The following is a 23406-nucleotide window of genomic DNA, read 5'->3' on the forward strand; positions in this document are numbered from 1 at the left end:
CCAGCTAGGTTTTTATTTTCGGTAGGCGTAAAGTGCGGAGATTGGCACAGTGGGACGGATCCCTATGAGCGCGATGCGTGACGAGACCGATGAGCGGGCGCTACAGCAGTTGGTCACTCGGCGCTTCGCGATGGCCTCCTTGACCTATGGTCTGGGGCTGGTGCTGACGTGGGTCGCGGTCGCGGGCGGTTTCTACGAAGCCTCCATTGCCAGCGCGGTCGTGCATTCGGCACTCATGGTCTTGAGCCAACTGTTGTTCTTCTGGCTTTTCCATCGCGGAATCAACCTGCGCTTCAGAGACCCCAGCCTGACCGAACCCCAGGTGCTGGTGGGCCTGGTCTGGCTGACCAGTTTCCTGTTCAACCTGGGCAGCGCACGCGGGTCGTTGCTGGTCCTCTATCTGCTGGTGCTGATGTTCGCCGTGTTCCTTCCGCCGAAGGTGTTCATCCGCTACGCTGCGTTGGCCTTTCTCAGTTTCGTTGGCCTGGCCGCCATGGACCACTGGTTGCAGCGAGCGGTGGACATCACGGCGTTTCTGTTGCAGGCCAGCGTGCTGCTGGTGACGCTGATCTGGATGTGCCTGTTCGCCAGCCATGTCTACCGTCTGCGTCAGCGCATGCGTCAGCGGCGCTTCGCATTGCAGGCGCATCAGGACACGCTGCGCGGCATGATGCGCCAACTGGAGGATCTGGCCTCTACCGACGAGTTGACCGGGCTGTACAACCGGCGCCGGTTCCTGCGGATCGCCGAGGGCGAGCTGAGTCGCCTGCGCAAGGGTCACCAGTGCGGCCTGGCGCTGATCGACCTGGATCATTTCAAGCGCATCAACGACATCCATGGGCATGCCACTGGCGATCGCGTGCTCCAGACCTTCTCCAGCGTGGCCCGCGCCTGCCTGCGCGACGGTGACGTGCTGGCCCGCTACGGTGGTGAGGAATTCGTGCTGCTGCTGCCCAATACCGACGCCGAACAGTTCAGCGCCTGCTGCGAGCGCGTGCGTGAGGCCTTTGCCAACGCAGAACCGGAAGACACAGACATCACTTCCGGCCAGCTCAGTCTGTCGATCGGTCTCACGCTGCTGGACGCCGGGGACGAACTGGAAGCCGCCCTGCAGCGTGCCGACGAAGCGCTCTACCGGGCCAAGCGAGCCGGGCGCAACCGCTGTGAGCCGGCCTGGGCGACCAGCGATGCCTGAGCTGAGCTGCGCCGGTCGGCGCTGGACGGTGGCGGTTGACAGCAACCTGCTCGATGCCCTGCTCGATGCCGGTGTACCCGTGCCGTTCAGCTGTCGTGCCGGGAGCTGCCACGCCTGTCTGGTCCGTTGTGTCGCTGGCTCGGCGCAGGAGCAGCAAACGGGTCTGCTGAGTGCCGAGCAGCATGCCCGGGGCTGGCGTCTGGCCTGCCAGTGTCGCGTCGAGAGTGACCTCGGTGTCGAGGTCTTCGACCCGCTTCGCGACGGTCAGCTGGCGCGCGTCGAGAGCCTGCACTGGCTGAGCGGCAGTGTGCTGCGTCTGCGTCTGCTGCCGGAGCGACCGCTGCGCTACCGGGCCGGGCAGCATCTGCTGCTATGGACGGCCGATGGCATCGCTCGACCATACTCTCTTGCCAGCCTCCCCGGCGAAGACCCCTGGCTGGAGTTCCACCTCGATTGCAGTCGGCCTGGCGCTTTCTGCGATGTCGCCCGGCGGCTGCGCCCCGGCGACGAATTGCGCCTGGGCGAGCTGCACGCTGGAGCGCTGCACTACGACCCGGACTGGACCGAGCGACCGATACTGCTGCTCGCCTCGGGCACCGGGCTGGCGCCCTTGTGGGGCCTGCTGCGCGAAAGCCTGCGCCAGGGACATTGCGGCACGATCCGGCTGCTGCATTTCTGCCGAGACGGGCACTACCTGCGCGAGGCTCTGCTTGACCTGGCGAGCCGGTACGACAATCTGCAGCTGGAGTGGATCGATGCGGATGCGCGCGCTGGCGTATTGCAGGCGCTACGGCCCGCATCGCGTCGGGACATTGCACTGATATGCGGTAGTGCGGCATTCGTGGAGGCCTGTGCCAGGCGCCTGTTCCTGGCGGGTCTGCCGCGCGGACAGATCCTCGCCGATACGTTCGTCGGCACGAGCGACGTCCTCTAGCGGGGCACCCGCCCACTGGGGCGGACAGCAAAAGGCCGGCAATCCGCCGGCCTTCGCTCATGCGCAGTGAGCTTACTGGTCCCCGACCCGGAGGATCTTCATGGTATTGGTGCCACCGGTGCTGTCGTGGTAGCTGTCGCCCTTGGTCAGGATCACCCAGTCGCCCGGCTGCACGATGTTGCGCTTGAGCAGTTCCTCGACGGCCATCTGGCTGACCTTGTCTGCCGGCAGCGCAGCCGGATCGAACGGCACTGTCTGCACGCCGCGGAACAGCGCGACGCGTGCCTGGGTTTCGCGGTGCGGCGAGAAGGCGAAGATCGGCACGGAGGAGCGGATGCGGGACATGATCAGCGGCGTGTATCCGCTCTCGGTCAGGGCGATGATGGCCTTGACCCCGGGGAAGTGGTTGGCGGTATACATCGCCGCCAGTGCGGCACTCTCGTCACAGCGCTCGAACTGCTGGCCGAGGCGGTGGCCGGAGCGGGTGCTGGTGGGATGCTTCTCCGCGCCGCAGCATACCCGTGCCATGGCCTTGATCGCTTCGACCGGGTACTCGCCGGCAGCGCTTTCGGCCGAGAGCATCACCGCGTCGGTGTAGTCGAGCACGGCGTTGGCTACATCCGATACCTCGGCGCGGGTCGGCATCGGGCTGTGGATCATCGACTCCATCATCTGGGTTGCGGTGATCACCACCTTGTTGTGGCGGCGCGCGTGCAGAATGATTTTCTTCTGGATTCCGACCAGTTCGGCATCGCCGATTTCCACACCGAGGTCGCCGCGGGCCACCATCACGCCGTCGCTGGCGCGGATCAGCCCATCCAGCGCCTCGTCGTCGGCGACCGCTTCGGCGCGCTCGATCTTGGCGATCAGCCAGGCGTCCGAGCCGGCTTCGTCGCGCAGGCGCCGCGCCAGGTCCATGTCGGCAGCGTCACGCGGAAAGGAGACGGCCAGGTAATCCAGCTGCAGGTCCGCAGCCAGCTTGATGTCGGCCTTGTCCTTGGCGGTCAGTGCCGGCGCGGTCAGGCCGCCGCCACGGCGATTGATGCCCTTGTTGTCCGACAGCGGGCCGCCGATCAGGACGGTACAGTGCAGTTCGTCGGCAGTGGCGTTGTCGACACGCATCACCACGCGGCCGTCGTCCAGCAGCAGTTCGTCTCCGATGCTGCAATCCTTGACCAGGTCCGGGTAGTCGATACCGACGACGTCCTGGTTGCCGGCATCGCGCGGGTGGGTGACGGAGAAGCGGAAGCGGTCGCCTTCCTTCAGCTCGATGCGCTTGTCGGTGAACTTGGCAATGCGGATCTTCGGTCCCTGCAGGTCACCGAGCAGCGCGACGAAGCGACCATGGCGCGCGGCGATTTCACGGACCAGTTCGGCTCGGGCACGATGCTCGTCAGGGCTGCCATGGGAGAAATTCAGACGGGCTACGTCCAGCCCGGCGACGATCATCTTCTCCAGCACCTCCGGCGAGCTGCTTGCCGGGCCTAGGGTGGCGACGATCTTGGTGCGACGCGGAATCATTCAATTGCTCCTTCTTCTGGCTGGCCCCGAGGCTACTATGCCCACCCGTTGTAGTCATCGTCCGGTGACCACTACTCTTTCGCCCGCTCTGGTGGGTCTGCAGGATTTCCCGATGCGGTCGATACAGGAGCATACGGAGGAACCCATGCGAACCCTGATCATCCTTTTCCTGTCCTTTCTGAGCGTCGGTTGCAGCAGCCGGCACGCTTTCGATCGCTACCTGGACGCGGCCTACCAGCACTACGAGGCGGACAATTGCGAGCGTGTCATGCAATCGCTGTCGCAAGCGGAGCGCAGCAGCAGGCCGCACAGCCCGGTGCAGCCCGAAATATCCCTGCTGCGCGGCCAGTGCCTGGAGCGCCAGAGTCTGTTCGTCGATGCTGGCGAGACCTATCGCTTCATCATCGAGCGCTACCCGGCCAGCGAATACGCCTATCGTGCCCGCGCGCGGCTGGAGACGCTGCGGCAGCTCGGCCACTATCATGCCGAGGCGCAGCTGGTGGTTCAGCCGGCAAAACGCTGATGCCGTGATCGAGCCGGTTCATGCGAGGGTCTATGCGAGTTCTGCTTCTTCTGACAGCCGCTCTGATGCCGGTGCTGGCCGGTGCCGAAATCTATCGCTGGACCGATGCCGAAGGGCGCGTGCATTTCGGCCAACGTCCGGCTGCCGGGGCCGAGCAGATTCAGGTACGGCCACAGGTGATCGAGCGCGATGAGCTGACTCGCCAGCGTGAGTCTCGCCGCGAACGCATCTTCGCTGCGCGTCGACAGGAGCAACTTACGGCGCGGGAGCAGGCCAGCCAGGCCCGGGCCGCGCGGGAGCAGGAATGCCTGGGTCTGCACAGCCAATTGTCGCGGCTGCAGCTTGGCGGGCGCTATTTTCGTAACGATGCAGCGGGAGCGCGCGTCTACTACAGTGACAGTGAATTAGAGGCGGCTCGACAGCGCCTGGCGACGCGCATCGGCCAGGCATGCAACTGAACGGATTCGAACCGTAGCGCCCCCGGCCAAAGGCTTCAACGATATGAACATGGCGAACCAGCGTCGTATTCAGCGGCATCAGTTGCCGTATTACCTCAACGTATTCAACCGTTTCACCGACAGGCCGCTGGGTTTCATCGGCAACCTGTCCGAGGCCGGGCTGATGCTGATCAGCCCCTATCCGATGATGCTCGGCGTGCGTTTCGAGATGCGCCTGAAGATTCCTGGGCAGACCGGGCAGCTGCGCCATGTGGATTTCAGTGCCTTCAGCCTGTGGTCGAGCGAGGACGTCACGCCCGGCAGTTACGACACCGGCTTTTCCTTGATCGAGCCTCCGGGCGACATTGGCGAGATGATCATCGCGCTGCATCACTATTTCAGTTTTCAGCCGATGCTGCCCATTCCCCCGGCGCATCACTGCGGCACGGCGCCCGACCGGTTCACCGACAGGGACTGCTGTTGCGGGATGTGAGGCCGGCTCACAGCGCCCCGGTCTTCTTCCATGCCAGGTAGCGCCCGACCAGGGCGGGGCCCAGGTCGCAAGGCTGTGTATCGAGCACTGGCGTGCCGTGGGCAGCCAGCCGTTTGTGCAGTTCCTGGCGTGCGCTGAGATAGTCCTGCGCGCCGCAGTAATCCAGCGCATCTTCCAGGCTTTGCACCGGTCGCAGGCGCAGCTGATCCAGCACTTCTTCCCGGAGACTCACCAGCAGTACGCGGTGCCGCCGCGACAGGCGCCGCAACGCGGCGTGCAGCTCGGCGTCGTCCTCATCGCGCAGGTTGCTCAGCACGATGACCAGTGCCTGGCGCTGCTGGCGGGCCAGCAGTCGATCGACTGCCGCGGCATAGTCGGCAGGCTGTTGGGTGGCCTGCAGGTCGTAGACCGCATTCAGCAGCACCCGTAGCTGCTGCTGGCCCTTGGCGGGGAGAACCTGGCGCTGCTGTTCGCTGGCGAACGTGCAGATCCCGACGGCATCGCCCTGGCGCAGCGCAGCGTAGGCCAGTAGCAGGCTGGCATTGAGTGCATGATCGAAATGGGTGAGCTCGCCATCCCGGCTGCGCATGCGGCGGCCGCAGTCGAGCATCAGCATGATCTGCTGGTCGCGTTCGTCCTGGTACTCACGGGCAATCGGCATGCGGCTGCGGGCGGTGGCCTTCCAGTCGATCTGACGCAGGGTGTCGCCCTCGCGAAACTCGCGCAACTGGTGAAATTCCAGGCCCAGCCCACGGCGAGGCTGCTGGCGAACGCCGAGGCGGTTCAGCCACAGGTCGATCGCCTGCAGGCCGGCGCCCTGCAGTTGGGCGAAGTCGGGATACACCCGGGTTTCGTCGATAAGCTCCAATTGGCGCCGACTGCGCCACAGACCGAAACGGCTGGTCAGCCGCACATCGCAGTGCTGGAAGCGGAAATGGCCACGCTGGAGCGGACGCAAACGGTAGTCGAGCAGGCAGTGCTGCTCAGGCAGCAAACGCAGGCGTTGCGGTAGCTGCTCGACGAGCATGCCGGCCGGCACGTGATCGAACAGCTCGATTTCCAGCGGCCGGGAATGCAGGTTTCGCACCATCAGCTGCACGCTGTTCCAGTGTCCGAGCGGCAGGTTGCCCGGCAGGCTGCGCTGCAGGGCTGGATCGCGTAGGCGGCGCAGCGCGAGCGCATCCTGCAGGGCCAGAGCGGCCAGTGCCAGCAACAGGCCCCACCACGCGCTGTGCCAGCTGTCGGCCGGCTCGATGCCGAGCGCAGCGCGGATGCCGAGCGGCAGCGCCAGCAGTGCCAGTGCGGCCAGCGCAACGAGCAGGCGGCGAGACGGGGTCATGCGCGCGGCGCCGGGACCTGGTCGAGCAACTGCTGCAACACCTGATCCACCGAAAGCCCCTCGATGTCCAGCTGCGCGGACAATCGTACGCGATGGCGCAGAACCGCCATGGCGCAGGTCTTGATGTCGTCGGGCGTGACGAATTCGCCGCCGCGTAGCAGAGCCCTGGCGCGCGCTCCGCGCACCAGCGCGATCGATGCGCGTGGCCCGGCGCCCAGCGTCAGTCCCGGCCAGTTGCGGGTGCTGCGTGTCAGGCGCACGGCATAGTCCAGGACCTGCTCGTCCAGCGGCAATTCGCTGGCGATTTTCTGCAGCGCCAGCACGTCGCGCGGCTGCACCAGCTGGCGCAAGGTGCTGACGTCGAGTATGTCGGCGCGCGCCGAACGGGTGACCTGACGCACCAGTTCCAGCTCCTCGTCGGCTTGCGGATAATCCATGCGCAGCATCAGCATGAAGCGGTCGAGCTCGGCTTCGGGCAGTGGGTAGGTGCCTTCCTGTTCGATGGGGTTCTGGGTGGCCATGACCAGGAACGGTTGCGGCACGACCAGCGCCTTGCCTTCGAGGGTCACTTGCCGCTCCTGCATCACCTCGAGCAGCGCGGCCTGGGTTTTCGCCGGCGCACGGTTGATTTCATCGGCCAGCAGCAGATGGGTGAATACCGGGCCCTTGCGCAGCTTGAACTGCTCGCTCTGCAGGTCGTACACCGCATGGCCGGTAACGTCGCTGGGCATCAGGTCGGGGGTGAACTGGATGCGCGAGAACTCGCCACCGAAGCAGCGCGCCAGCGCCCGTACCAGCAAGGTCTTGCCCAGGCCGGGTACGCCCTCGATCAGCACATGGCCGCCAGCGATCAGGGCGGTCAGCACACCATCGATGACCGCCTCCTGGCCGATCACGGCCTTGTGCAGTTCGTTGCGCAGGGCCTGGGCCAGCTGGCTCGCGCGCAGACGCTGGCCGCTTGGGTCGGAAGCCGGGACGGGGCTGTTCGATTCGGAGGTGTGTTCGCTCATAGCGCGTTCCTGAGACGTTGCAGGTGTGCGACCTGCCGGGTGAATTCGGTGGCGGGTAGGCGGTGCGGGTGGGGCGGGCTCATGGCCCGGTCGATGTTGGAAATCGGCAGATTGGAAAGACGTGCAAGCAGTGAGCGCTGTGCCGGTTCCGCGAGCTCCTCGAAGCCGGGATGACGAAGACTGGCCCTGCGCCGGATATCCTGTTGCAGGCGCTGCAGCAGGCTGCGCTGGTGGCCGTGACGCAGGAGGAATTGCGCCGAGCCGCGCAGGTGCTCCTGCAGCTGACGCCGAGCGTTGCTGGCAGGGGGCAGCAGTGGGCCGAAACGCTGTCCGGCATGCCAGAGCCCGAACAGGACGAGCAAGCCGAGCGCCGCAAGCAACTCCGGAAAATGACGGCGCAACTGCGTCAGCAGCGCGTCGTGCTCGCTGCGGTGTACCAAGGTCACTGCGCTGTCCTGGGTCAGGTACCAGAGCAGCCAGGCATGGTCGTACTGGTCGATGTTGCGGTTCTGCCAGATCCAGCTATCGGTCAGGGCGGTGACGAGCCCTTCGCCGTGCTGGAGTTGCAGCATATGAGTGGCACCGGCGCTGTTGGCCCAGGCATGGGCTCGCTTGTCCGCATCGTAAAGATGGAAGGCGGTATCGAAGGCCAGGTACGCGGGTGCGCTTTCGTTTTCCAGATAAAGCTTGGTCAGTTGGGAATGATCGTCGGCAGAGCCCTGGACGGACGCCTGGCGGTCTTCCTTGCGTTCATCGGTTTCGAACTGCTGAAGGTTGAGTCGGTCGAGCAGCAGGTCACCACTTTTGCCTGCCTCGTCATCCCAGAGCCGCTCGGCGACCACTACCAGGTGGCCGCCGGAGGCGGCCCAGTCGAGCAGGCGATCAGTCTGTCGGGGTGTCAGGTTGTGGTGATCGCCGAGCAGTAGCAGGGTCTGCTTGTCGCTCGGCAAAGACTCCAGCCCGGCAGTGCTCTCGAGATGGGTTACCGACACGCCAAGGTCGCGCAAAAACAGTTCGGCTGCCAGGTACGTGTTGCTCCGTGCCTCTGGAGCCGGCCCATGTTCGATCACTTCCTCGTAGGGCTGTAGCGTGCCCAGCGAGCAGATGGCCGCCAGGGTGACCAGCCCCGCGAAGGCCGCGACCAGCAGGCGCGAACGGAGCCGGCTCATGTAGGCCTCTGCGGCGAGAACAGCGCGCGCCAGTCGGCGCAGAGCCTGTCGCGGACAGCTTCGTCCGCATCCAGGTGTCCATAGGCCTGGCGCTGCCAGTGGTGGGTTAGGCACTCGGCGAATTGTGTCAGTCGAGGCTCCTGCAACCGGCGCAGTGCGTGCAGCATCTCGCCCTCTGTGTCGGCGTCTTTCAATGGCAGCCGGAACTCGTGCAGCAGGTGGCTGAGCAGGCCGCGATAGAGCAGCGCGAGTGCCGCCCGCGGATTCTCGCGCCAGAGCCGTTCCACTTCGCTGGCGATGTCGGCCGGCAGGCTTTCGGGAGCGACATCCAGCCCGAACATTTGAACGGGGGGTTGGCCGCGATGCCGGTTCGGCAGCCGCGCCCGGCCACCGAAGGTGCGCAACCAGTCGCGATAACGCCAGAACAGCAGCGCGGCCAGTACGCCCAGGGCCGCCCACAGCAGCACCTCGAGCGCCTGTGCCAGTCGCTCGAGGTGCTGCCAGAGCGAACCGTCATGCAGCAGCCTTTCGATCAGGCGTGCCAACGTGCCAGGGTCCTGCTGCCGGTCGTCGTCACCCAGTCGCCACCGGGTGACGGTTTCGCGATGTTGAAAGGGTGGCTGATCGAGCAGTGCATCGATGCGCTGGCGTGCGGCCTCGCTGGTCAGCGGCTGATTGAGCAGGCGCCCGCTATCCGGGCCGGGCTGGACCTGGTCCGGCGCAGCGGCCGGTGTCGCCCAGGCGGCGTGCTCTGCCGGCCAGAGCAGAAGGCTGCCGCCAAGCAGAACCGCAGGCACTGCACCGAGCAGGCGCTGGCGTAGCCGGCGGAAGGCCAGTTCGATATCCCAGGCCTCCAGATGGGTGCGCCGGTTGAGGTAGAGGCTGAACCCGCAGGCGACGTAGATCGGCTCCCAGACCACCAGCACCAGTACGTAGAGCAAGTTGGACAGGTGCTCCAGCCAGAGCCACTGTTCGCTGAGCCCGAGCAGGTCCTCCCAGCTCCAGCTCTGCACCAGCTGCGCTGGCAGCATGAAATAGAGCAGGCCCAGCAGACCGAGCCAGAGTGCGCCCTCCAGATGCATGCCGACCACCGTCAGCCAACTGGCGGCGCGACCACTGCGCCGGGAAAGCGTTACCAGCCGCTGTCTGCGTGCCTGGCCGCTGAGCCCCTCGAGTTGCTGCACCGGCAGGTCGAAGCTGCGGGTCGTACTGAGTCGGCGCCAGGTCAGGCTGGCGAACCACTGCGGGCGCAGCAATCCGGGAAAGGCCTTCAGGCTTTCCCTGAGACCGGGTATTTCGCCGAACAACGCTCTGGACAGGATATGCAGCGGAAGCCTTTCGTACAGCGGCTTGAGCCACCAGAACAGCAGCAGCGCCAGGCTCGGATGCTGCCAAAGCAGCAGGCTGATCGTGGCGAAGAGTGGCAGCGTGATGGCGGCCCAACTGGCCATCAGCAGCTTCGCATGGCGCCTGGCGAGCAGGATGCCGAGGTCTGTCGCCTCCCATGGACTGCGCGGTCGGATCGACACGCTGGCGTCAGTCAGCTGCATGGCTGCTCCGTCCGGCAAGCGTGAAGTAGCAGGCGACCAGCAACCAGAGCAGCGCGCCGACGATGAACTTGACCGTCGGCGAGGTCAGGGTCATGGATGACCAGTACGCCTCGACGAAGGCGGCGATCAACAGGAAGCCGGTTGCCCCGCCGACCAGCCGGATGCCGCGCCGGGCTGCCTGGCGTAGCGCGTCGCTGCGGGTCAGGCGGCCTGGCGCCAGCAGTGCGACACCAAGCTGCAGTCCCGCCGCACCGGCGAGCGTGATGGCGGTCAGCTCGAATGCGCCGTGGCCGATGACGAACGACCAGAACGGCAGGTGGTAGCCGATCTCGCTCAGATGACCGGCCACGGCGCCAATGGTCAGCCCATTGAACAGCAGGAAGAACAGAGTGCCGAGGCCGAACAGCAGTCCGCTGGCGAATGTCTGGAAGGCGATGCCGATGTTGTTCATCACGTAATAGCCGAACATCAGCCAGTCGTCGCCGGCAGCGCGCTCGGCGAAGCGCCCCAGCCGGCTGGCGTCCGGGTCGTACATTTGCTCCATCTGAGCGACCTGGTCGGGCGACAGGATGCTGTAGAGCAGGTCGGGAAAGGCATAGACCAGCACGCCCGTACCGAGGAGGCTGCCGTAGAACAGCAGGCTGGCCGCCGCCACGTAACGCCACTGTTCGCGGACTGAACGAGCAAACCCGCCAGTGACGAAACCCAGCAGCCTGCCGAGCAAGGTACTGCGATGCCGGTAGAGCTGCTGATGGCCGCGCAGGGCGAGCTGGTGCAGTTGATCGACCAGCTGGCTGCTGTAGCCGCGTGATTCGGCCAGGGCCAGGTGCTGGCAGAGCTGGCGATAGGCTGCCGGGAAGGTATCGGTCGGCAGGTTGCCGGGCTTGCCTCGCTCGAGGGCATCCAGCTGCTCGGCGAGTTCCAGCCATTGCCGCTGGTACTGGCTTTCGAACGCGGCCTGTTTCATGGCGACCCCGTCAGGCTGCGGGCCATGCCATGTATGGCCGCTTCGGCATCTTCGGCGCTCGTTGCGAGCGGCTCGGCGAGGATCGATGCCAGTTCGCGGCGGCGCTCCGGCGTCAGGCTGGACTGGCGTTCGCTGAACGCGATGAGCGCTCGCTGCTCATGGAGGCTGAGTCCGGTCGGGGGTGGCACAGGCTCGGCCGGGGGAAGCGTGGGGCGCGCGGCAGGCGTTTCCCGATAGACCACCAGGGTGCCGGCAGCGATGTCGCCTAGGCGTTTGAACATCGGATGGCCCAGGCAACTGAGCGCGCCGAGGAAATAGCCGAACGGCAACAGGTCGACGAAGCGCAGCAGGTTGCGGGTAAGCGAAGAGGCCCAGCCGACAGGTGTCCCGTCGTCATGCACGACACGCAGGCCGAGCCAGTACTTGCCAGGCGTGCGCCCCTGATTCAATACCTCGAACAACACCATGTACCACCACTGCACCAGAAACAGCAGCAAGGCCCCGAGTCCGATGCCGAACTTGCCCAGCAGGCCGAAGGTGGTGAACAGCGCCAGCAGTATGGCGCCGCGAATCGCCAGGTCCACGGCGAAGGCCAGCGCCCGCGGGACGAGGCCGGCCGGGCGCAACAGCAGGTCGATGCCTTCGGGGGTTTCCACGCGGAGGCGGTTATCCAGCAGGGGTGGTGAATCGAGAGCTGAGGACAAGGGATACGTCGTCTAGGTGCAGGCAAGGCCGATGCTATGCGGCAGCGGTGCCCACGGCAATGCATCAATCGGTGCAGGCTGGGCGGTGGAGACACATTATGGCCAAATGCCTGCCTCCTTTGTCGGATGTCGTTCGCAGAGTTGCCGCCGAGTGCGTCCGAAGTTCGGCTGTGCTGGCGAGAACCCTGTGCCACGTACGGCGTGCTGTCCGGGTTCGGGCTGGTAGACTGCTGCGCGTCGATCGAGAAGGACCCTCCCGTGACCCCAAGCATCTTCTGGTATGACTTCGAAACCACTGGCGTGTCGCCCAGCCGTGACCGTCCGTTGCAGGTGGCGGGTATCCGCACCAATGAAGCGCTCGAGGAAATAGGCGAGCCGCTGAACATCTATTGCCAGCCCGGCGATGACATCCTTCCCCATCCGGCGGCCTGTCTGGTCACCGGAATAGCCCCTGCGACCCTGCAGCAGAAGGGCCTGTGCGAAGCCGAATTCATCCATCGGCTGCATCAGGAGCTGGCAGCTCCCGGCACCTGTGTCGCTGGTTACAACAGCCTGCGTTTCGACGATGAGGTCACGCGCTACAGCCTGTATCGCAACTTCTATGATCCCTATGCGCGTGAATGGCAGGGCGGTAACAGTCGCTGGGATCTGATCGATCTGGTACGCACCGCTTATGCGCTGCGACCCGAAGGGCTGGCCTGGCCGGAGGAGGATGGCCGGGTCACGCTCAAGCTCGAGCGCCTGAGTGTCGCCAATGGCCTGGAGCATCTGAACGCCCATGACGCCTTGTCCGATGTGCGCGCCACTATCGCCCTGGCCAGGCTTGTTCGCGACCGGCAGCCGCGGCTGTACGACTACCTCTACAACCTGCGCCGCAAGCAGGCGGTACTCGAGCAGATCAACCTGTTCGAGCCGCTGGTTCACGTGTCTGGGCGCTTTTCCGCCGCTCGGCACTTTCTCTCGGTCGTCCTGCCGCTGGCTTGGCATCCGGGCAATCGCAACGCGCTGATCGTCTGTGATCTGCAGGCCGAGCCGGATCTGCTCTGGAGCGAGTCCGCCGAGGCCTTACGCAAGCGCCTCTATACACGGCATGACCAGCTCGCCGATGGCGAGTTGCCGGTGCCCCTGAAGCTCGTGCACGTCAATCGCTGCCCCGTGCTGGCACCGCTCAAGGTGCTGCGGGCGGCGGACATCCAGCGGCTGGGGCTGGATATGCCGGCTTGTCATGCGCGTGCTGCGCTATTGCGTGAGCATCGACACGCCTGGAGCGACAAGCTGGCCGACATCTATCGAGAGGAGGGCTTCAGAGGCAGCGATGATCCGGAGCAGCAGTTGTATGACGGCTTTCTCGGCGAGCGCGACCGGCGTTTGTGCGAGCAGATACGCAACCTGGCGCCAGCCGAGCTGGCCAGGCATCCCTGTCGTTTCGATGATGTGCGTCTGGAGGCGCTGCTGTTTCGCTACCGCGCGCGCAATTTTCCCGCAACGTTATCCGGCCCGGAGCAGTTGCAGTGGCGCGAGTTCTGTCAGCAGCGGCTGAGCGATCCGGCCTGCGGCGCGCCCAATACTCTGGTGCAGTTCGAAGCGGAGATACAGCGGTTGATGAGCACTGCCGCACCCGAGCAACAACGACTGTTGCAACAATGGCGCGAGTACGGACAGGGGTTATACGAGCGTTATGGCTTGAGCAAGTAGCTATGGTCTTCAGGCAAGGGCTGGTTGCCCGAGTGCGGCGCTGGCGCTTGCTGCGCAAAACGACTGGTGGTGGGAGGCATGCAAATGAAAAACGCCGTTTCCGGCACTGCTTCTGAGTGTCGAGAAACGGCGTTTCTTATAAAACCGGTATTGCTTAGCCCAGAAGAGTGGCCCAGCTTTCCACGGTATCGGAGCCCCATTGGGCTTTCCATTCTTTCAGCGTCTTGTGATTGCCGCCTTTGGTTTCAATCACTTCACCACTGTGCGGATTCTTGTACTGCTTTACGCGGCGGGCACGCTTGCTGGTAGCCGGTGCTTTCGCTGCGCGCGGGCTTTTGCCGCTGCGCGAGGCATCCGGATCGAGCAGGGCGATGATGTCACGCAGCGACTTCTGGTATTCGCCCATGAGTTCGCGCAGCTTGCCTTCGAACTCCAGTTCCTTTTTCAGTTTGTCATCTTCGGAAAGGGACTTCAGTCGCTCCTGAAGTTCCTTGATGGCTTCTTCAGTGGCGCGATACTCGTTGATCAGTGACATGTGGCTTCCTTGAGATAGGTTTGAGCACTAGTGCTGGCAATCATAGTCCTGCCTTATGCGCAAGTAAATATCACCCGTTAAAAAAGCGGAATTAGTATTTGAAGGGATATTTCAAGTCTGCAGGTAGCTAATGCTTCGAGTGCAACGGTTAAAGCACGCTCAAGCCTGTTTAATTGGACAAGTTTTTTCGATCGGTCTGCCCGCCGGTCATAACCTCCAGGCGAAAGGCTCGAGGTGGTCGGCTCTGCGAGTGCTCGCCGGTAGTTGGCTGGCGGCATGCTGGCGTTTAATGCGATAGCTGCGATTTTGCCTGCTGCGCTAGAATGCCGCGTTTTCTTTGAGCCGGAGTAACCTTTAATGCGCACTTTCAGGCTGGTCATTGCCTGTCCCGATGGCGTTGGCATTGTTGCCAAGGTCAGCAACTTCCTCGCTACCTACAACGGCTGGATCACTGAGGCCAATCACCACTCCGACCACCAGAGTGGCTGGTTCTTCATGCGCCATGAGATTCGTGCGGACTCGCTGCCGTTCGATCTCGATGGTTTCCGTCAGGCGTTCGCACCGATTGCCCGCGAGTTCTCCATGGAGTGGCGCATTACCGACTCCGAGCAGCGCAAGCGGGTAGTGTTGATGGCGAGTCGCGAATCCCATTGCCTGGCGGATCTTCTGCACCGCTGGCACAGTGGGGAGCTGGACTGCGACATCCCGTGCGTGATCTCCAACCACGACGACCTGCGCAGCATGGTCGAATGGCATGACATTCCCTATTTCCATGTGCCGGTCGATCCTGCAGACAAGCAGGCGGCATTCGCCGAGGTGACCCGGTTGGTGCGCGAGCAGCGCGCCGACGTGATCGTGCTGGCGCGCTACATGCAGATATTGCCGGCGGAACTGTGCGACGAGTTCGCCCAGCGGGTCATCAACATCCACCACAGCTTTCTGCCGTCATTCGTTGGCGCCAAGCCTTATCACCAGGCCTCGCTGCGCGGCGTGAAGCTGATCGGTGCGACCTGTCACTACGTCACCGAAGAGCTCGATGCCGGCCCGATCATCGAGCAGGACGTGGTCCGCGTCAGTCATCGCGACAGCATCGAGGACATGGTCCGGCTCGGCAAGGATGTGGAGAAAATGGTGTTGTCTCGTGGTCTGCGCTATCACTTGCAGGACCGTGTGCTGGTGCACAGCAACAAGACCCTGGTGTTCAACTGACAGGCTGGAGTTGACCGTGTCCGACCCGTTCGAGCGCGCGGCAGCCAAGTCTCCGCCGATTATCGGTAGTGGCTGTACCCAGCGATACGACCCCGCGGCACTATCGCCCGAACAGGGTGCCGAATTTGCCGGGGCCGCATTACTCTGGGCGCAGTTGCAGGGCGACGCTGGGCAGGTGCTGCGGCCTGCGACGGTGAACACTGACGATCCATCGCTGCAGGCCGGCAGCACTATCGGGAGGCGCGCTGATGAAGACTTTGATCGATCGGCTGGTGCTCGGCGCTGACGCTGCTGGCGAGCCCAATACCCAGTCTCTGCGCCTGGCCAATCGGCACGGATTGATTGCCGGCGCTACCGGTACTGGCAAGACCGTGACCTTGCAGCGCCTGGCCGAACAGTTCAGCGATGCCGGCGTGGCGGTCTTCGCCGCCGACATCAAGGGTGATCTCTGCGGCCTGGGCGCGCCGGGCACGCCGCAGGGTAAAGTTGCCGAGCGTATCGCCAGCATGCCCTGGCTGGATCATCAGCCGCAGGGCTATCCAGTCACTCTGTGGGACGTGCACGGACGCAGTGGCCACCCACTGAGAACTACGTTGAGCGAGATGGGGCCGTTGTTGCTTGGCAATCTTCTGCAGCTTACGGACAGCCAGCAGTCGGCTTTGTACGCAGCCTTCAAGGTGGCGGACCAGCAGGGTCTGCTATTGCTCGATCTGAAGGATCTCAAGGCATTGCTCGCGTATATCAGGGCAGAGCCTCACGTGCTCGGCGAGGATGGCGCGCTGTTCACCGGCACGTCGTCCCAGGCGTTGCTGCGGCGCCTGGCTACTCTGGAACAGCAAGGCGCCGAAGCCCTCTTCGGCGAGCCCGCACTGCTGCTCGAGGATCTTTTTCAGCCGGGTGCCGATGGGCGTGGCCCCATCCATCTGCTCGACGCGCGCATGCTGGTACACGAGGCACCGAAGGTATATGCGACCTTCCTGCTGTGGCTGCTTGCCGAGCTGTTCGAGCAGTTGCCTGAGCGCGGGGATGCCGACCAGCCGGTACTCGCGCTATTTTTCGATGAGGCCCATCTGTTGTTCGGTGACACACCCAAGGTGTTGCAGGATCGACTGGTACAGGTCGTGCGGTTGATTCGTTCGAAGGGGGTGGGCGTCTATTTCGTGACCCAGTCGCCTGCCGATCTGCCCGATCAGGTACTGGCACAGCTGGGGTTGCGAATCCAGCACGGCTTGCGCGCATATACCGTCAAGGAGCAGAAAGCGCTGCGTTCGGTAGCTGATGGCTTCCGTGCAAATCCGGATTTCGTGACGCTGGATGCCCTGACCCAGCTAGGCATCGGCGAAGCGCTGGTTGGTGGGCTGGAGGAAAACGGCACCCCGGCGATGGTCCGGCGTGTGGCGATTGCACCGCCGCAGTCGCGAATGGGGCCCCTGAGCGAAGCCGAGCGTGCCGCTCTCGTTGCACGTTCCGCTCTTCGGGAACGCTACGGCAGTCCTGTCGATCGCGAGTCGGCATACGAAATGTTGAACGCGAGAGCGAGGCAGACCGCAAAACCGCGCAAGACGGACGAAGAGCTTCGGCGGGAAGATAGCCGCGACGATAGTGATCTGGGCGCGCTGGCCGGGCGGGTGATGAAAAGTGCACTGAACCATGCGGCCAGCCAATTGGGGCGGCAGCTTGCCAGAGGCTTGCTGGGCTCTCTGCTTGGCGGCAAGCGCTAGGTTGGCGTGATCGCTCAACTATCGGTGCGGGTCTTCAGCTTGGCGGGCAGAGCCGTTAACAGATGCGGCTGAACGGCTGGGCTTGTTCCTAGGCCGGACTTTCAAGGTCGGAACGTTTGTCCTGCTCAAGCTTCTGCAGTTCCTGCTGGAACACCTGATCAACCAGCGAAGGCTTTTTCCGCCATGGCTTGCGCTCGGGTTCACGCTCGGCGGCATAAGTGGTTACTTCGCCGCCGTAAATATTTGTAAAGCGCTGTGCCTGGCGCTCAAGTTCGGCGCGTAATTCGTCTTTTGTCACGTAGGAAACCTTGAGTTGAAGTGTGGGTAATTGCACGCAGGCCGCGTGCAGCTGTATTCGAAGTTAACCGAGACAGTGTCATGCCCGCTGTTTCAGGATATGACGCCAGTTCGATTGAAAGGTTTACGCAAAGTCCGAGCTGGCTCAAAAAGCGAGGCGTAGTTCAAGAATCGAGGGATTTTGCGCGGTGTGGGCACGCAGGAGTTACATGGTCGTGCGACACGCTGGAAGTATGCACCCTTTCCGTCTATCCGAGCCAGCGTGGCTGAAAAGAAAAGCCCGCGCATATGCGCGGGCTTTCCGGTCGTCGCTGCTGCCGATCAACGAGCCACTTTGGCCTCGTTACTCTGCTCGGCGCGTCCATATACGTCATCGAAACGTTCGATGTCATCTTCTCCGAGATAACTACCTGACTGCACTTCGATGATTTCCAGCGGGATCTTGCCAGGGTTGGCCAGGCGATGTACCGAGGTGATCGGAATATAGGTCGACTGGTTTTCGGTGAGCAGGAACGTCTTCTCGTTGCAGGTGACATGGGCGGTTCCCGATACCACGATCCAGTGTTCCGCACGGTGATGGTGCATCTGCAGAGAGAGACTGGCACCGGGGTTGACGCAGATACGCTTGACCTGGAAGCGCCCGCCCATGTCGACCGAGTCGTACCAGCCCCACGGCCGGTATACGGCGCAGTGGTTCCTGGTTTCGCTACGGTCCTGGGCGTCGAGCTTGCTGACCAGCTTCTTGACGTCCTGTACCCGGTCCTTGTGGGCGACCATCATAGCGTCCTTGGTTTCCACCACGACGATATCGTCCAGGCCCAGTACGGTGACCAGCTTGCCGTTACCGTGAACCAGGCAGTTGCGCGAATCTTCGGCGATCACGTCGCCCTTCAGGACGTTGCCGTCCTGGTCTTTGTCATGCACGTCCCAGATCGAGGCCCAGGAACCGACGTCGCTCCAGCCGGCGGACATTGGAACCACGCAGGCGAGCTGCGTCTTTTCCATGACGGCATAGTCGATGGAGTTGTCCGGGCAGCAGGCGAAGGTAGCGGGATCGATCAGTATTTCTTCGCCGTTCTTCACGCTGCGCTCAAGGGCCAGCGAGCAAGTGTCGTAGATATCCGGATCGTGCTTCTTCAGTTCTTCCAGGAAGACGCTGGCGCGGAACAAGAACATGCCGCTGTTCCAGAAGTAGTCGCCTGAATCCACATAGCTCTGGGCGCGCGCCTCGTCCGGCTTTTCGACGAACTGCGCCACACGCTTGATGCCTTCCGGCAGTCCGGCGCTGGCCTCCTGGCTGCCTTTGATATAGCCATAACCGGTTTCGGGGCGAGTCGGCGGTACACCGAAAAGCACCATTTCGCCGTTTTCGGCGGCATTCGTTGCCAGCGCCAGCGAGCGCTGGAAGGCCTTCTGGTCCTCCATCACATGGTCTGCCGGCAGTACCAGCAGCAGTTCGTCGCGACCCTCTTCGACCAGCTTCATGGCTGCGATCGCAATGGCCGGTGCAGTATTGCGACCGAACGGCTCCAGAAGCAGGCCCTGAACGCCAAGCTTGCGCGCCGCCAGTTGGTCCTTGACGATGAAGCGGTGATCCTTGTTGCACACCAGCAACGGCTGTTGCATGCCTTCGAAGGCCAGTCGTTCGACTGTCTGCTGGAACAGCGTTTGTTCGCCGGTAAGTGCGAGGAATTGCTTGGGGAACGACTTGCGGGATAGGGGCCACAGCCTGGAGCCGCTACCACCTGAAAGAATAACCGGGATCATATTGCTTCTCCTGAATCGTTTCGAAGGTCGTTCTGCTTGTTCGCTGGCTCAGCCATACGGCGGCGCCCTGGATCGTCATGCTGCTGATGGGAATCGCCGGTGGGCCGGAACGAAATCCACACGGTCCCGAAGCACTGCATCGGGATTGGAAAGCTGCTGTCGATTGATCGATGGTTTCGCGGCGCCGGTAAGGCCGGATGCGCCTGTTGTGCAGTGCCAGTCAGATGAACCCGTGTCGTATGCCTGTGACCGGCGGGCGACAAGAGGCGGTTGCCGTCGTCGTCGCGAGCGCTGCGGGGTATCCGCTGTCTTTCGGATAGGGGCGGTGCATGTGCATGGCCGTAACCCTCTGTTCGTGCCTTGCTCGGCGGTTGTCTGCCCAGGCTCCGCATTGGTCCTGGTCGACGCCGCGGCCATTGGCCGGGCATCCGGCAGCGTCGCTGCGCGGAGTTGCGCTACCGCACAAGCCGCGTTGCGGGCGGGGGCGGAGCGGTTTACAAGATCGATGGCCCGATGCACGTTCATGTGCGACGTCCCTTTCCACATGGAATTGTCGGTACGCGCTTATGATTGCCAGCCCCGCTCGATAGTTCCCGGGCCGGCTACCGTTGATCGGTGAGTTTTATCGAATGGTTTGCGCAGCTGAGCGCCGCGCCGGCAAGCATGCGGCCGGCTTGTCTGGAGGCGTGGCGGGAGGGCGGCTGCGACATCGAGCAGAAGCCGTGCGGCGCAGGTGTGGCTGCAGGGATTCTGGCGGAGCCGCGGGGATTCCGCCGCTCCGCGTTGCGTCGCTTAGTGGTCGGTGGCGTCGCGCAGGAATACCAAGTGGTCGGTGGCTGAATCGTCCGGACTGTAGCGATAGCCGTGGTAGTCGAAGGCCGGCAACTGATCCGGATTGGCGATACGCTCCTTGATGACCCAGCGCGCCATCAGGCCCCGGGCTTTCTTCGCGTAAAAGGAAATGATCTTGTACTGGCCGTTCTTCATGTCCTTGAAATCGACATTGATCACCCGCGCATTCAGTGCCTTGCGCTTGACTGCACCGAAGTACTCGTTGGAGGCGAGATTGAGAACGACATCGTCTCCCTGCTCGGCGAGGGCCTCGTTCAGCCAGCCGCTGATACGCTCGCCCCAGAACGCGTAGAGGTCCTTGCCACGAGGATTGACCAGCTTGGTGCCCATTTCCAGGCGATAGGGCTGCATCAGGTCGAGCGGTCGCAGCAGACCGTAAAGCCCGGAGAGCATGCGCAGGTGTTGCTGAGCGAACTGCAGGTCGTCCTCGGTGAAGTCATCGGCACTGAGGCCGGTATAGACGTCGCCTTTGAATGCCAGCAGAGCCTGCTTGGCGTTCTCCGGCGTGAAGTTCGCTGTCCAGCTGCCGTAGCGGGCGACGTTGAGGGCTGCCAGCTTGTCCGAAAGATGCATCAGCTCGCTGATCTGCGCCGGCGAGTAGGTCCGCAACAGCTCGATCAGCTGTTGAGAGTGGTCGAGGTATTGCGGCAGGGTGAAGCGCTCGGTTATCGCGGGCGTTTCGTAGTCGAGTGTCTTGGCTGGGGAAATCACCATCAGCATGCGCGGTCTCCTATCTGATGGCGCGATTGTAGGGATACGGCCGGCACAGCTCCAGCTATGGCCACCATAGGTTCCGCGGTTGACCTTCCCCGTGTGGCAAGGCGCAAGCTATGACCCTTCGCATCAGGAGTTCGTATGTCCGACTGTAATCATGCGCAATGGCAACCACCACACGACTACCGCCCGCTGGAGCGCAGCTCCGAGCGCCAGACATGGGCCGTAGTGATCCTGACCGGACTGACCATGGTGGTGGAAGTCGCCGCCGGCTACTGGTTCAACTCGATGGCGTTGCTCGCGGATGGCTGGCACATGGCTTCGCACATGGTTGCCATCGGTCTGGCTGCATTGGCCTATCTGCTGGCGCGACGCTATGCAGCGGACCATCGCTTCGCGTTCGGAACCTGGAAGATCGAGGTCCTGGCCGGCTTTGCCAGTGCGCTGCTGCTGGTAGTCGTGGCGCTGTTCATGATCGGCGAGTCGCTATCGCGGTTCTGGTCGCCGGCGGCGATCGGTTTTGACGAGGCGCTGACCATTGCCGTGATCGGCCTGCTGGTGAACCTGCTGTCCGCCTGGCTATTGCGCGATCAGCATGATCACGGCCACGGCCACGGCCACGGCCACGGCCACGGTGAACACCGGCACGAGCATGCGCAGGGCGCTGCGGGCAAGGACCTGAACCGCCACGCCGCCTTCGTTCATGTGCTGACCGATGCACTGACCTCGGTTGCGGCAATCGTTGCCCTGCTGGGTGGCAAGCTCTTCGGGTGGGGCTGGCTGGACCCGGCCATGGGCATCATCGGTGCGCTGGTGATACTGGCGTGGGCGCGCGGATTGCTGCGCGACACGGCCAAGGCGCTGCTGGACCGGGAGATGGATGACCCGCTGGTCGACAAGGTGCGCGAGGCGCTGGAGCAGGTGCCCGATACGGAGGTCGCCGACCTGCATCTGTGGCGCGTGGGGCGAGCGCAATACAGCTGCATCCTGAGTGTCGTCACGCACCAGGCGCACACTGCAGATCGGTACAAGGCCGCGCTGCAGCCTTTTGCGCAGCTGGTCCACATCACCGCCGAGGTCAATCGTTGCGACGAAAGCGCACACCCGAGTCGCCGACAATAACGTGCATGAAAGCCGCGAGCCAAGGCCCTGTGGTCGGTTCGTGAAAAAAAGCCGCGCTCAACGGAAAAGTCTTTTGCCTGTCATAACTTTTACGGTATTACCAAGTTCAGACCGCCGGACCCTGCGACACAGGTGGCGGCTCCTGGGTAGCCCCGAATCCACCGGCTCCCCTCGTCCGCTCACCTGAATCGCATGGCGGTCACTCTGCGGCGGAGCGCTTGCAGCGCTTCGCTTCTGGCCCTAGCTAGAGAAGGTGATCGGTATGGATGACTACGGCAGACCTCGCGCGACCCAGCCCACGCTATACGTGCTCGACACGAATGTACTGATCCACGATCCCAATGCCTTGCTGAATTTTCAGGAGCACCAGGTCGCGATTCCCATGACCGTGCTCGAAGAGCTCGATCAACTCAAGACAGGAAAACACAGCGTGGCGGCCGAGTGCCGTCAGGCTATCCGCCTGATCGACAAGCTGCTGGGCGACGCCACGCCGGAAGAAGTCGAGCAGGGTGTGCCGATCCGGCGGGGCAAGAGCGGGCCGTGCGGCAGCCTTTCTATTCTGATGAGCAAGCGCGGCGAAACCAGTGCGCTCCCGGAAGACCTGAACGACAACAAGATCATCAATCAGGTCGTCGAGCTCAGCCGGCAGCGCCCCGACGTGCCGGTAGTACTGGTGACCAAGGACATCAATATGCGCCTGAAGGCGCGTGCCTGCGGCGTGGCTGCGGAGGACTACCACACCGATCAGTTGGTTGACGATGTGGGCCAGCTGTCGCGGGGCTATCACAGCGTCACCGGGTCGTTCTGGGACCGCGTGAGCAAGGTGGAAACCCATCAGGGCCATGGGCGCACCTGGCATCGCGTTCAGCTGACGGACAACCTGCCGGCTGTGCATATCAACGAGTTCATCATCGACGAGCAGGGTTTCGTCGGCTGGATCAAGGGCATCAAGGCCGACGAGCTGCTCTTGCTCGACCTGCATCAGGAGCCGCTGCTGCATCAGGAAGCCTGGGGCTTGCGGCCGCGCGACATCCATCAGGCGCTGGCGCTGTTTGCCTTGCTCGATCCAGACATCCATCTGGTCAACCTGTCAGGTGCCGCGGGTTCGGGCAAGACCATCCTCGCCCTGGCTGCTGCCATTGAGCAGACCGTGGTCAGCAAGCGTTACCGGCGCATCATCGCCACCCGCAGCGTGCAGGGCCTGGACGAGGATATCGGCTTTCTGCCAGGCACCGAGGCGGAAAAGATGGAGCCCTGGCTCGGTGCGATCACCGATAACCTCGAAGCCCTGCACATGGAGGATGAGAGCACCCACGGCAGCATCGACTACATCCTGCAGAAGGTGCCGCTGCAGTTCAAATCGCTGAACTACATCCGTGGTCGCAGCTTCCAGCAGAGCCTGATCCTGATCGACGAGTGCCAGAACCTTACCCCCCACCAGATGAAGACCATCATCACCCGCGCCGGCAACGGTTCGAAGGTCGTCTGTCTGGGCAACCTGGCGCAGATCGATACGCCTTACCTGTCGGCTACCAGCTCCGGACTGACCTATCTCACCGAGCGCTTCAAGGACTTCTCCCACGGTGTGCACATCACCCTGCAGGGCGTTCCGCGCTCGGTACTCGCCGAGTACGCCGAAGCGCACATGTAGC

23 protein-coding genes are annotated in these 23406 nt (G+C 63.4%); 11 read left to right on the forward strand and 12 right to left on the reverse strand.

What is annotated here, in order from left to right; all coding sequences use genetic code 11:
* Positions 1–64 precede the first annotated feature (64 nt).
* Together B597_RS42250 and B597_RS42255 are read left to right on the forward strand one after the other, a co-directional pair.
* The gene (locus B597_RS42250) at positions 65–1195 is read left to right on the forward strand and encodes a GGDEF domain-containing protein (RefSeq protein WP_003293682.1); all 1131 of its coding nucleotides are present in this window, start codon (positions 65–67) and stop codon (positions 1193–1195) included.
* On the forward strand, positions 1188–2129 hold the full coding sequence (locus B597_RS42255; protein ID WP_003293681.1) for an iron-sulfur-binding ferredoxin reductase: 942 nt from the start codon (positions 1188–1190) through the stop codon (positions 2127–2129). The genes B597_RS42250 and B597_RS42255 overlap by 8 nt, the downstream gene beginning before the upstream one ends.
* Before the next feature lie 72 nt (positions 2130–2201).
* On the opposite strand, the gene pyk is transcribed toward B597_RS42255, so the two are convergent.
* The gene (gene pyk / locus B597_RS42260; RefSeq protein WP_003293680.1) at positions 2202–3650 is read right to left on the reverse strand and encodes a pyruvate kinase; all 1449 of its coding nucleotides are present in this window, start codon (positions 3648–3650) and stop codon (positions 2202–2204) included.
* Positions 3651–3795: 145 nt separating this feature from the next.
* Here pyk and B597_RS42265 point away from each other — a divergent pair, with 145 nt between their 5' ends.
* Genes B597_RS42265 through B597_RS42275 form a run of 3 tightly spaced genes read left to right on the forward strand, consistent with a single transcriptional unit; the run spans position 3796 to position 5103 of the window.
* Positions 3796–4173, forward strand: a complete 378-nt coding sequence (locus tag B597_RS42265) for a tetratricopeptide repeat protein (RefSeq protein WP_003293679.1) — start codon at positions 3796–3798, stop codon at positions 4171–4173.
* Positions 4174–4205: 32 nt separating this feature from the next.
* Positions 4206–4631: a DUF4124 domain-containing protein gene (locus B597_RS42270; protein WP_003293677.1), complete on the forward strand. Its 426-nt coding sequence runs from the start codon at positions 4206–4208 to the stop codon at positions 4629–4631.
* Positions 4632–4674: 43 nt separating this feature from the next.
* Positions 4675–5103, forward strand: coding sequence for a PilZ domain-containing protein (locus B597_RS42275; protein WP_003293676.1), 429 nt, complete (start codon positions 4675–4677; stop codon positions 5101–5103).
* A gap of 7 nt (positions 5104–5110) precedes the next feature.
* On the opposite strand, the gene B597_RS42280 is transcribed toward B597_RS42275, so the two are convergent.
* Genes B597_RS42280 through B597_RS42305 form a run of 6 tightly spaced genes read right to left on the reverse strand, consistent with a single transcriptional unit; the run spans position 5111 to position 11842 of the window.
* Positions 5111–6442, reverse strand: coding sequence for a DUF58 domain-containing protein (locus B597_RS42280; protein ID WP_024162421.1), 1332 nt, complete (start codon positions 6440–6442; stop codon positions 5111–5113).
* On the reverse strand, positions 6439–7452 hold the full coding sequence (locus B597_RS42285; protein WP_024162422.1) for an AAA family ATPase: 1014 nt from the start codon (positions 7450–7452) through the stop codon (positions 6439–6441). Before B597_RS42285 ends, B597_RS42280 begins: the two co-directional genes overlap by 4 nt.
* The gene (locus B597_RS42290; protein WP_003293674.1) at positions 7449–8621 is read right to left on the reverse strand and encodes a DUF4350 domain-containing protein; all 1173 of its coding nucleotides are present in this window, start codon (positions 8619–8621) and stop codon (positions 7449–7451) included. Before B597_RS42290 ends, B597_RS42285 begins: the two co-directional genes overlap by 4 nt.
* Positions 8618–10171 carry a DUF4129 domain-containing protein gene (locus tag B597_RS42295; RefSeq protein WP_031323720.1) on the reverse strand — a complete coding sequence of 518 codons (1554 nt, stop codon included), beginning with the start codon at positions 10169–10171 and terminating at the stop codon, positions 8618–8620. Before B597_RS42295 ends, B597_RS42290 begins: the two co-directional genes overlap by 4 nt.
* Positions 10158–11138, reverse strand: coding sequence for a stage II sporulation protein M (locus tag B597_RS42300; RefSeq protein WP_003293671.1), 981 nt, complete (start codon positions 11136–11138; stop codon positions 10158–10160). Before B597_RS42300 ends, B597_RS42295 begins: the two co-directional genes overlap by 14 nt.
* Entirely contained in the window at positions 11135–11842 is a 708-nt protein-coding gene (locus B597_RS42305) for an RDD family protein (RefSeq protein ID WP_031323722.1), read from the reverse strand. Before B597_RS42305 ends, B597_RS42300 begins: the two co-directional genes overlap by 4 nt.
* Positions 11843–12100: 258 nt before the next feature.
* Between B597_RS42305 and sbcB the strand changes: the two genes are divergently transcribed.
* On the forward strand, positions 12101–13537 hold the full coding sequence (sbcB, locus tag B597_RS42310) for an exodeoxyribonuclease I (protein ID WP_003293669.1): 1437 nt from the start codon (positions 12101–12103) through the stop codon (positions 13535–13537).
* A gap of 154 nt (positions 13538–13691) precedes the next feature.
* On the opposite strand, the gene mvaT is transcribed toward sbcB, so the two are convergent.
* Positions 13692–14072 (reverse strand): histone-like nucleoid-structuring protein MvaT, encoded by a 381-nt coding sequence (mvaT, locus tag B597_RS42315; protein WP_003293667.1) that lies wholly within the window; start codon positions 14070–14072, stop codon positions 13692–13694.
* A 77-nt stretch (positions 14073–14149) separates the two neighbouring features.
* Positions 14150–14452 carry a hypothetical protein gene (locus B597_RS47115; RefSeq protein ID WP_152028200.1) on the reverse strand — a complete coding sequence of 101 codons (303 nt, stop codon included), beginning with the start codon at positions 14450–14452 and terminating at the stop codon, positions 14150–14152.
* On the opposite strand from B597_RS47115, the gene purU reads away from it, so the two are divergent.
* Genes purU through B597_RS42325 form a run of 3 tightly spaced genes read left to right on the forward strand, consistent with a single transcriptional unit; the run spans position 14430 to position 17002 of the window.
* Entirely contained in the window at positions 14430–15281 is an 852-nt protein-coding gene (gene purU, locus B597_RS42320; protein WP_003293666.1) for a formyltetrahydrofolate deformylase, read from the forward strand. The two genes, B597_RS47115 and purU, sit on opposite strands and share 23 nt — an antisense overlap.
* Positions 15282–15297: 16 nt before the next feature.
* Positions 15298–15567 carry a hypothetical protein gene (locus tag B597_RS47715; RefSeq protein WP_082321576.1) on the forward strand — a complete coding sequence of 90 codons (270 nt, stop codon included), beginning with the start codon at positions 15298–15300 and terminating at the stop codon, positions 15565–15567.
* Positions 15530–17002: a helicase HerA-like domain-containing protein gene (locus B597_RS42325; RefSeq protein WP_003293665.1), complete on the forward strand. Its 1473-nt coding sequence runs from the start codon at positions 15530–15532 to the stop codon at positions 17000–17002. Before B597_RS47715 ends, B597_RS42325 begins: the two co-directional genes overlap by 38 nt.
* Before the next feature lie 88 nt (positions 17003–17090).
* On the opposite strand, the gene B597_RS46605 is transcribed toward B597_RS42325, so the two are convergent.
* The 3 genes from B597_RS46605 to yaaA form a co-directional block, all read right to left on the reverse strand.
* Positions 17091–17300 (reverse strand): hypothetical protein, encoded by a 210-nt coding sequence (locus B597_RS46605; protein ID WP_003293664.1) that lies wholly within the window; start codon positions 17298–17300, stop codon positions 17091–17093.
* Positions 17301–17620: 320 nt separating this feature from the next.
* The gene (locus tag B597_RS42335; protein WP_003293663.1) at positions 17621–19066 is read right to left on the reverse strand and encodes a mannose-1-phosphate guanylyltransferase/mannose-6-phosphate isomerase; all 1446 of its coding nucleotides are present in this window, start codon (positions 19064–19066) and stop codon (positions 17621–17623) included.
* 792 nt (positions 19067–19858) lie between these two features.
* Positions 19859–20638 (reverse strand): peroxide stress protein YaaA, encoded by a 780-nt coding sequence (gene yaaA / locus B597_RS42340; protein WP_003293661.1) that lies wholly within the window; start codon positions 20636–20638, stop codon positions 19859–19861.
* A 135-nt stretch (positions 20639–20773) separates the two neighbouring features.
* Between yaaA and dmeF the strand changes: the two genes are divergently transcribed.
* Together dmeF and B597_RS42350 are read left to right on the forward strand one after the other, a co-directional pair.
* Positions 20774–21754, forward strand: coding sequence for a CDF family Co(II)/Ni(II) efflux transporter DmeF (dmeF, locus tag B597_RS42345; RefSeq protein WP_003293659.1), 981 nt, complete (start codon positions 20774–20776; stop codon positions 21752–21754).
* A gap of 262 nt (positions 21755–22016) precedes the next feature.
* Positions 22017–23405 (forward strand): PhoH family protein, encoded by a 1389-nt coding sequence (locus B597_RS42350; protein ID WP_003293658.1) that lies wholly within the window; start codon positions 22017–22019, stop codon positions 23403–23405.
* The last annotated feature ends 1 nt before the right edge of the window (position 23406 follow it).

Origin of the sequence: Stutzerimonas stutzeri KOS6 (genome assembly GCF_000307775.2) — a bacterium.
Lineage (GTDB): Bacteria > Pseudomonadota > Gammaproteobacteria > Pseudomonadales > Pseudomonadaceae > Stutzerimonas > Stutzerimonas stutzeri_B.

Excerpts from the sequence above, each read along its gene's own strand:
- dmeF (WP_003293659.1), top strand. The coding sequence starts at position 20,774 with ATGTCCGACTGTAATCATGCGCAATGGCAACCACCACACGACTACCGC.
- B597_RS42325 (WP_003293665.1), top strand. The coding sequence starts at position 15,530 with ATGAAGACTTTGATCGATCGGCTGGTGCTCGGCGCTGACGCTGCTGGC.
- B597_RS42275 (WP_003293676.1), top strand. The coding sequence starts at position 4,675 with ATGAACATGGCGAACCAGCGTCGTATTCAGCGGCATCAGTTGCCGTAT.
- B597_RS42300 (WP_003293671.1), bottom strand. The coding sequence starts at position 11,138 with ATGAAACAGGCCGCGTTCGAAAGCCAGTACCAGCGGCAATGGCTGGAA.
- B597_RS42270 (WP_003293677.1), top strand. The coding sequence starts at position 4,206 with ATGCGAGTTCTGCTTCTTCTGACAGCCGCTCTGATGCCGGTGCTGGCC.
- B597_RS42280 (WP_024162421.1), bottom strand. The coding sequence starts at position 6,442 with ATGACCCCGTCTCGCCGCCTGCTCGTTGCGCTGGCCGCACTGGCACTG.
- B597_RS42335 (WP_003293663.1), bottom strand. The coding sequence starts at position 19,066 with ATGATCCCGGTTATTCTTTCAGGTGGTAGCGGCTCCAGGCTGTGGCCC.
- B597_RS42295 (WP_031323720.1), bottom strand. The coding sequence starts at position 10,171 with ATGCAGCTGACTGACGCCAGCGTGTCGATCCGACCGCGCAGTCCATGG.
- yaaA (WP_003293661.1), bottom strand. The coding sequence starts at position 20,638 with ATGCTGATGGTGATTTCCCCAGCCAAGACACTCGACTACGAAACGCCC.
- B597_RS42250 (WP_003293682.1), top strand. The coding sequence starts at position 65 with ATGAGCGCGATGCGTGACGAGACCGATGAGCGGGCGCTACAGCAGTTG.
- B597_RS47115 (WP_152028200.1), bottom strand. The coding sequence starts at position 14,452 with ATGACCAGCCTGAAAGTGCGCATTAAAGGTTACTCCGGCTCAAAGAAA.
- B597_RS42290 (WP_003293674.1), bottom strand. The coding sequence starts at position 8,621 with ATGAGCCGGCTCCGTTCGCGCCTGCTGGTCGCGGCCTTCGCGGGGCTG.
- mvaT (WP_003293667.1), bottom strand. The coding sequence starts at position 14,072 with ATGTCACTGATCAACGAGTATCGCGCCACTGAAGAAGCCATCAAGGAA.
- B597_RS42265 (WP_003293679.1), top strand. The coding sequence starts at position 3,796 with ATGCGAACCCTGATCATCCTTTTCCTGTCCTTTCTGAGCGTCGGTTGC.
- B597_RS42285 (WP_024162422.1), bottom strand. The coding sequence starts at position 7,452 with ATGAGCGAACACACCTCCGAATCGAACAGCCCCGTCCCGGCTTCCGAC.
- B597_RS42350 (WP_003293658.1), top strand. The coding sequence starts at position 22,017 with ATGGATGACTACGGCAGACCTCGCGCGACCCAGCCCACGCTATACGTG.
- pyk (WP_003293680.1), bottom strand. The coding sequence starts at position 3,650 with ATGATTCCGCGTCGCACCAAGATCGTCGCCACCCTAGGCCCGGCAAGC.
- purU (WP_003293666.1), top strand. The coding sequence starts at position 14,430 with ATGCGCACTTTCAGGCTGGTCATTGCCTGTCCCGATGGCGTTGGCATT.
- B597_RS42255 (WP_003293681.1), top strand. The coding sequence starts at position 1,188 with ATGCCTGAGCTGAGCTGCGCCGGTCGGCGCTGGACGGTGGCGGTTGAC.